The following is a 7331-nucleotide window of genomic DNA, read 5'->3' as shown; positions in this document are numbered from 1 at the left end:
TATTAAATTGAAATTTTATATAAAGGTGAGATACATGAATTTAATAACATTAGAAAACATTAGCAAAAGTTATTCTGAAAAAAAACTAGTTGAAAATATTTCTTTAGGCATAAATGATAAAGAAAAAATAGGATTAATCGGTGTAAATGGTACTGGTAAATCTACTCTACTTAAAATAATTGCTGGAGCTGAAATACCTGATGATGGTACTATTACAAAAGCCAATAAAGTAAGAATAGAATATCTTCCTCAAAATCCTTATTATGATGAAGATGCTACAGTTTTAGAGCAAGTTTTCAAAGGTACTTGCGAAGAGATGAAAATTATAGGAGATTATCAAGATATTTTAGACAAAATAAATAAATCCTATGATGAAAAGTTAAACGAAAAACTTTTAAATCTACAAGAAAAAATGGATGCTTTAAATCTTTGGGATTTAGAAAGCAGTGCTAAAACTGTCTTAACTAAGCTTGGAATAAAAGATTTCAACCAAAAAGTCAAAGAACTTTCAGGTGGACAAAGAAAAAGAGTTTCTCTTGCTTCTGCTCTTATTACACCTTGTGAGTTACTTATTTTGGACGAACCTACAAACCACCTAGACAACGATACAATAGATTGGCTAGAATCTTACTTAAACTCTTTTAAAGGCTCTATTTTAATGATTACACATGATAGATACTTCTTAGATCGTGTAACTAATAGAATATTAGAACTAGATAAAGGAGTTTTATATAGTTATGAAGGAAATTACTCTGTATTTTTAGAGAAAAAAATGAACAGACTTCAACTTGCTGAATCTATGGAGGCAAAACGTCAAAACCTACTTAAAAAGGAACTTGCTTGGGTAAGACGAGGTGCAAAAGCTAGAACTACAAAACAAAAAGCTAGACTTCAAAGATTTGATGAATTATCAAATAAAAACGACTTTACTCCAGAAGATAAATTAGAAATCTCTGTTGGAAGCAGCCGTCTTGGTAAAAAAATAATCGAAATAGAACACTTAACTAAATCATTTGATGGAAAGACTTTTATAGACGACTTAGATTACACTCTAGCTCGTACAGATAGAATAGGTATTGTCGGAAAAAACGGACTTGGTAAATCTACCTTAATAAGACTTTTAAATGGTGAAATCAAGCCAGATAGCGGAACAATCTCTATAGGTGAAACAGTAAAAATAGGCTGCTTTAACCAAGATACTTCTAAGATGCACCCTGAAATGAGAGCGATAGATTATATAAAAGAAGAAAGCGACTATATAACTACTGCTGATGGTCACAAAATTACTGCATCACAAATGTGCGAAAAGTTCTTATTTAATGGAACTCTACAATACACTCATATTAAAAATTTATCTGGTGGTGAGAGAAGAAGACTTCAACTTCTTAGAGTTCTTATGATGGCTCCTAACGTACTTTTACTTGATGAGCCTACTAATGACTTAGATATCGATACTTTAAGCCGTTTAGAAGATTATTTAGATGAATTTAACGGTGTTCTTATATGTGTTTCACATGATAGATATTTCTTAGATAGAGTTTGCAATAAAATATTCGCTTATGAAGGTCGTGGAAAAATAAACATATATACAGGAAATTACAGTGATTACTTAAATTTCAGAGAAGAAGAAAATATAGAGTTTGAGGAATTTGAAGAAGAAGTCAAAGAAGAAAAGCCTAAAGCACCTAAAAAAGAAAAGCCAAAGGCAAAAAATAAACCAAAATTCTCATATAACGAACAAAGAGAGTTTGACACTATAGATGCAGATATAGAAAAATTAGAAGAAAAAATAGCTAGTTTAGAAGAAGATACATCTAAATTTGCAACAGATTTTACAAAACTACAAGAAATAATGGATGAAAAAACCAAACTAGAAGATGAATTACAAGTAAAATATGAGCGCTGGGAGTATTTAAACAACCTAGCAGAAGAAATATCTAATTGGAGTAATAACTAATCACTTCAAAATTGATTATAGCTTGGGCAATATGCCACATAATAAAAACTAGTGAGGTTTATGAGGAGGAATAATATGAATATATACGCTCACAGAGGTAATAGTGGTTTCTTCCCAGAAAACACTATGTATGCTTTTAAAAAGTCGCTTGACTTAGATATTTGTGGTATCGAACTTGATGTACAAAAGACAAAAGACGGAATACTTGTTGTTCACCACGATGAAACTTTAGGTAGAGTTTTTGATGGTAAAGGTTATATAAAAAAATTGACATTTGATCAATTAGTAGACTCAAATTTAAATAACGATGAATTAATTTCTAGAGATGACTGTAAAATACCTACTCTTGAAGAAGTTTTAGAGCTTATTAAACCTACAAACTTAACTATAAATATAGAAATAAAAAACAACAAAGTTAGATATAAAGGAATCGAAGAAGATATAATCAACTTAGTTAAAAAGCACAATATAGAAGAAAGAGTTTTAATATCTTCTTTTAATTATAGAAGTTTAAAAAGAATTTTTAGATTAGACCCGACAATTAAAACAGCTTACTTAGTTGGAGCTTTCACATTTAAACATAAAAGTTTAAAAAAGGTATTAAAAAGATGTAAAGAATGTAACTGTGCCTATATACACCCATCTTATGATGTTGTAAATAAGGAATTAGTAACTGAAGCGCACAAAAAAGGCATATCAGTTCAAGTGTATACAGTTAATTCAATTACTATAATGAAAAAACTTATAAAATTAAAAGTAGACGGCGTTTTCACTAATTATCCAAAAATAATTAATACTATAGTAAACGAAAATCTTTAAATTTTATAATTATTTATAAATGTTATATTAGACAATTAATATACTAAATTATTTATAGCTATTGACATATTTAATATAAAATTATACAATTTTATTAAATTATCGTGGAGGTTACAAATGGAAAACATACTTAAAGAATTTGAAGTTTTACAACAAAACTTAGACAATTTACCAATAGAAAATTTAGCTGACTATGACTTAAGTAAAACTGCTTTATTTATTGTAGATATTAACAATGGATTTGCCAAAGAAGGTACTCTATATTCTGATAGGATAAAAGAACTTATAAATCCTATTTATGAATTTGTAAAACCATTAGAAGACAAATTAAATAAAATTATAGCCTTTACCGATACTCATGAAGAAGATTCTGTAGAATTATTAAGCTATCCTGCTCACTGTTTAGCTGATAGCGATGAGTGTAAGGTAGTTGATGAATTATTAGATATAAAAAATCTTGAAATTATACAAAAAAATTCTACAAATGGATTCTTTGCTATAGATATTAATACATTAAACGATATAGATAATGTAGTGGTTGTTGGTGACTGCACAGATATATGTATATATCAATTTGTAGTTACATTAAAGGCTTATTTTAATGAAAAAAATATTAATAAAAATATCGTAGTCCCTATGAATTTGGTAGATACATATGATATCCCATTTGTTCATCCAGGAGACCTTTTGAATGTAGTATTTTTAAATAGTATGGTTCAAAATGGAGTTAAGCTAATTAAAAAATTTTCATTATAAATAACTAAAACACACACTTCAAAATAGATACAAATTTTATTTGTATCTATTTTTTTATAAAAAATTCACTACGTTCATGTCGCCAACGACTTCGTCCGTTGCTTAAAATTCACTACGTTCATGTCGCCAACGACTTTGTCCGTTGCTTAAAATTCGCTTCGCTCATAGCGCCAACGAATCGGAGATTCCGTTGTTTTAGTTAATAGGTTGGAAATTATATATTATCCACAAACCAGATAATATATAATTTCCTTAGAATTAAAAAAAGACGGACTTATTTAAGTTCGCCTTTTTTATTTTAATAATCGTATTCTTTACAATTCTCACAAATTGTAACTTTCATTTTCTTGCCTATCATATTTTTGTAATCTAATAAAAATTCATTTAATTGTGAGTCTACTAAGTTTATATCCCCTTCACTCATAAGAGTAACTCTCTCTTTATTTATTATTATCTTAAGATCGTTTACATCGTTTTTTAATTTGCTCGTTATATAACTATCGTATTCAAGTCTTTTTGCAAATTTGTTGTAAAAATCAGAATTTTTAACTATAGTCTCTTGTATATTATCAACTGGTACAAATTCTACTTTTGGTTCTTCTTTTTTAGGTTGATTGTTAGAGTGTATGTTGTTATTTCTTATGTCGTTTATATTCATAGAAGATAAGCTATTTATATCGTTTGGATTTATCCCCATGCTTTTAAGCTGTCTTTCTATCTCTGCTTCATCTACCCCATATCTTTCAAGCAATTTCTTTTGCATATTCATAAACTTTTCATTTGATATATTATTCTCTCTCATATAATCGTATATTTTTGAAGTAAATTGAGCCATAGTCATACTTCCATCAGCAACTGAAAAATAAAGATTATACATATAATTCTCAAATTTGTCTATGTCAGTTTCTTTTACTTTATTTTTTAATTCATTAAAATCTATTATTCTATCATCTGACATCTTAATCCCTCCTGTCCGTATCAGACTTTCTATGTATTAAAGAAAATCATTATTTTAAGATTATACCATAGTTTTTTGAATTAATTATTGATTATTTGTTATATTTTTTCATTTAAACAATATTATATACTAGTAGATTAGGAGGTGCACTTTGTCATTTAGACTTTTATTAGTTTTTATTATTTTGATGTTTTTGATGACACCTTGATAATCACAATATATAATTTTATTTAATTTTTATTATAATATAAAAAGAGGTAGGAGAAAATAAAGTATTTATATACTATTTTACTCATACCTCCTATTTTTTTATTCTAAAATTTATAAATTTTATTTATTAAAACATCATTTTCTCTATTTGTCTTGTCATTTCTACTGCATCATCGAAAAATGATTTTACATCGACTACTGTTTCACTTACATTTGCAAATTCTGCGGCAAATGTAGCCACATGACTTTCTATAACACTTCCCACATCTGAGATACAAGATTTATAATTTTTATTTTTTACTCTATCTATAAAATCTACAAATAGCTTTTCATCAGTATTTTCTTGGTCTATTTTTATTATTTTTTCATCAGTATTTAAAAAACTTTTTATTTTTATTTCTTTTTGTTTAAATGATGCCTCTACTTCGCCTTCTTTAAAGAAAAGTCTTATTTTTTTATCACTTTCTTTTGTAAATGCATTTATATTGAAGTTTGAAGTTACTTTATTGTCAAATTTAAATATACTAGTTAAATTATCACAGACATCATTATCACAATAAAATACACATTTACCATAAGGTCCTTGCTTTAATATAGCTTCTAGATTGTCTTTTGTAGGATTTATATGTACTGAATTATTTATAAGTTTGTCTTCTTGTAGATATATTTTTTTAGCTGAAAATGGACATGACTCTTCTTCTGAACATCTAAAACAATTTTCACTCATTTTTGTGTTGAAGTTTTCCCAATTAAATATTCTTAAATCAGAAAAACAAGATACCTTTTGGCACTTACCTTTACTCAGATTTATCATCATGTCTATATCTTGACAGCTATTTGTAAGCATTATTGTTGCAGTGTCGCTTGTTATTCTCCAGTTACCTCTAACATAATTATGGACAAAGTTTTGATATCCTATATCAACGTTATATGAAATATTTATTAAATCGCCTAGTTTTTTATCATCTACTATTTCTTTTAATTTTGTATAAAAACTAGAGTATCTATTGTTGTAGGCCACCATAAACAATCTGTCTTTGTTTTTTAAGCTGTATTCTTTTAGATGAACAAGCCCATCTAAACTATTTGCTACAGGTGTCTCAACCAGAACATCGTATCCTTTGACTAATAATACTTGTGCTGTGTCGTAATGCAAAAGGTCATAATGAGATATTATAACAGCATCTGCTAACTTATCATGAGCTATAAAGTCATTTAAATTATCAAATACCATATCTTTATCTACTGGATATTTTTCTAAAAATAGATCTCTTCTTCCCTTTTTATTTTCGACAAAAGCAACTATTTCACACTTATCTTTGTATTTTGCTATTAAAGGTGCATACGTATATGCACCTCTAAGACCTGTCCCTATAATAGCTAATTTTACTTTTTCCATACTAAATTCCCCTTTTCTTAAAGTGCTAATTATTCCGTATGGTTTAATTATAGTATATTTATGTAGATTGTAGGGAAGTTTATTTCTCTTGAATTTGTTTTAATGATTTATCTTTATTTTCGATTTTATCTAATTTTTTATTGTATAAGAACATATAAAATGCAGCGGCAAATACTATTAAATATCCTATTATACTCATCATATCAGGATGTTCTCCAAAGAATGCTATTCCTAAAATTGCTGAACATATTATACCACTGTAGTCGTATATAGATATTTCTTTAGCTGGTGCAAATTTATACGCAAGTGTAACACCGAATTGACCTATACTTGCAAATATACCAGCAAGAAGTAGATATACAACTTGTATCATTGTCATAGGTTTATACACAACTACACAAATAGGTAAAATAACTATAAGTGAAAATGCTGAGAAGAAAAATACTATTGTGTAGTAATCTTCTTTATTTCCTAAAGCTCTAACACAAGTATATGCAAGAGCTGCTCCTATAGCACCTAAAACACCTACTAAGTAAGGTAGTACTTCTACATTAAAACTCGGTTTTATTATAAATAATGCTCCAATAAACGCCACACTTACCATTGTAATTTGTTTTAAGTTGATTTTTTCTTTTAAGAATAATGCACAGAATATAACAACTAAGAATGGACTTAATTTATTTAACATATTTGCATCTGATAATACTAATCTGTCTACTGCATAATAATTGCATATAATTCCTATAGTACCAAATGTAGATCTTAAGATTAGTATTTTTCTGTTTTCTTTTTTACCGACTAAGCTACCCTTGTGTTTTATAATTAAATATAGGGCTATTACAGCTGCCACTAAATTTCTAAAGAATGTTTTTTGGAAACTTGGTAAATCCCCGGCTAATTTTATAAATGCCGACATAATCGCAAAACCACATGCAGAAGCGATTATACACAGTATACCTTTTATTCTGTCTGACTTGATTATTTTTTCCATATTTTAAGCGATAATTTAAATTTTTAAACTTCGCAAATGTCACCTCCTCATAATCTATCCTTTAAAATTTGATGTATATTAATTTAAATTGTATAAATCGACATAATAAGATATTAATATATAATATCTCTATTAATATGCCCTTTCAATTTATTAATAATACACTATCCAAAATTAATACAAACTTATCGTCTTGGTTAATATTATTGACTAAATCTCTTTCTTTATACTCTAATACAGC

General features: G+C 27.6%; 6 protein-coding genes. 3 read left to right on the top strand and 3 right to left on the bottom strand.

The genetic code is table 11. The features are described 5' to 3' along the window. The first annotated feature begins 34 nt into the window (after positions 1-34). The 3 genes from I4U58_RS11650 to I4U58_RS11640 all read left to right on the top strand — a co-directional run bounded on the left by I4U58_RS11650 (position 35) and on the right by I4U58_RS11640 (position 3532). Positions 35-1957: an ABC-F family ATP-binding cassette domain-containing protein gene (locus I4U58_RS11650; protein WP_195931516.1), complete on the top strand. Its 1923-nt coding sequence runs from the start codon at positions 35-37 to the stop codon at positions 1955-1957. A 75-nt stretch (positions 1958-2032) separates the two neighbouring features. After that, a complete protein-coding gene (locus I4U58_RS11645; protein ID WP_195931515.1) occupies positions 2033-2776 on the top strand; it encodes a glycerophosphodiester phosphodiesterase in 744 nt (247 codons plus the stop codon). A 117-nt stretch (positions 2777-2893) separates the two neighbouring features. After that, entirely contained in the window at positions 2894-3532 is a 639-nt protein-coding gene (locus I4U58_RS11640) for an isochorismatase family cysteine hydrolase (protein WP_195931514.1), read from the top strand. 298 nt (positions 3533-3830) lie between these two features. Here the strand turns inward: I4U58_RS11640 and I4U58_RS11635 are convergent, their stop codons facing one another. From I4U58_RS11635 to I4U58_RS11625, 3 genes are all read right to left on the bottom strand, one after another. After that, positions 3831-4490 (bottom strand): DUF3867 domain-containing protein, encoded by a 660-nt coding sequence (locus I4U58_RS11635; RefSeq protein WP_195931513.1) that lies wholly within the window; start codon positions 4488-4490, stop codon positions 3831-3833. A 337-nt stretch (positions 4491-4827) separates the two neighbouring features. Then, positions 4828-6099, bottom strand: a complete 1272-nt coding sequence (locus tag I4U58_RS11630) for a Gfo/Idh/MocA family oxidoreductase (protein WP_195931512.1) — start codon at positions 6097-6099, stop codon at positions 4828-4830. Between the two features lie 79 nt (positions 6100-6178). After that, a complete protein-coding gene (locus tag I4U58_RS11625; protein ID WP_195931511.1) occupies positions 6179-7090 on the bottom strand; it encodes a DMT family transporter in 912 nt (303 codons plus the stop codon). Between the last annotated feature and the right edge of the window lie 241 nt (positions 7091-7331).

This window comes from Clostridium sp. 1001270J_160509_D11, assembly GCF_015667935.1.
Lineage (GTDB): Bacteria > Bacillota > Clostridia > Peptostreptococcales > Peptostreptococcaceae > Intestinibacter.
This window is presented reverse-complemented; position numbering and strand designations above follow the sequence as displayed.